Source organism: Pedobacter psychrophilus (assembly GCF_001652725.1).
GTDB lineage: Bacteria > Bacteroidota > Bacteroidia > Sphingobacteriales > Sphingobacteriaceae > Pseudopedobacter > Pseudopedobacter psychrophilus.
Map to the genome: position 1 here is coordinate 1 of NZ_LWHJ01000014.1, position 1,026 is coordinate 1,026.

Genomic DNA, 1,026 nt, shown 5'->3' on the forward strand with positions numbered 1-1,026 from the left:
ACCTGTATCCCCTTTGTCGCCTGTCGCTCCAGTGTTTCCTGTTGCTCCAATTGAACCCGTATCTCCTTTATCGCCTGTTGCTCCTGCTGAACCTGTATCTCCTTTGTCCCCTGTTGCTCCTGTATCTCCTTTTACCCCATCTACTCCATTTGTGCCATTTGTACCTGTTGCTCCAGTATCTCCTTTTGCACCATCTATTCCATTTGTGCCGTTCGTACCTGCAGAACCTGTTGAACCGGTATCGCCTTTTGCTCCGTCGATTCCATTTGTACCATTTGAACCTGCTGAACCTGTATCCCCTTTGTCTCCTGTTGCTCCGGTATCTCCTTTTGCTCCGTCGATTCCATTTGTGCCGTTAGTACCTGCAGAACCTGTTGAACCAGTATCTCCTTTTTCACCTGTTGCACCAGTATCGCCTTTTGCTCCGTCGATTCCATTTGTACCATTTGAACCTGCTGAACCTGTCGCTCCGGTATTTCCTGTTGCTCCGGTAGAACCCGTATCTCCTTTGTCGCCTGTTGCTCCTGCTGAACCTGTATCCCCTTTATCACCTGTCGCTCCGGTATTTCCGGTTGCTCCTGCTGAACCTGTATCCCCTTTGTCGCCTGTCGCTCCAGTGTTTCCGGTTGCTCCAATTGAACCCGTATCTCCTTTATCGCCTGTTGCACCGGTTGAACCTGTATCTCCTTTATCACCTGTCGCTCCGGTGTTTCCGGTTGCGCCTGCTGAACCTGTATCCCCTTTGTCGCCTGTTTCTCCTTTGTCGCCTGTCACTCCAGTGTTTCCAGTTGAGCCTGCTGAACCAGTATCGCCTTTATCACCTGTCGCTCCGGTTGAACCTGTATCTCCTTTATCGCCGGTTGCTCCGGTTGAACCTGTATCACCTTTATCGCCTGTCGCTCCGGTGTTTCCGGTTGCTCCTGCTGAACCTGTATCCCCTTTGTCGCCTGTCGCTCCAGTGTTTCCTGTTGCTCCAATTGAACCCGTATCTCCTTTATCGCCTGTTGCTCCTGCTGAACCTGTATC

General features: G+C 51.3%; 1 protein-coding gene. It reads right to left on the reverse strand.

The features are described 5' to 3' along the window. Window positions 1–1,026 (reverse strand): YadA family autotransporter adhesin (locus tag A5893_RS04970; RefSeq protein WP_394330780.1); only part of this gene is annotated, 1,026 nt, incomplete at both ends.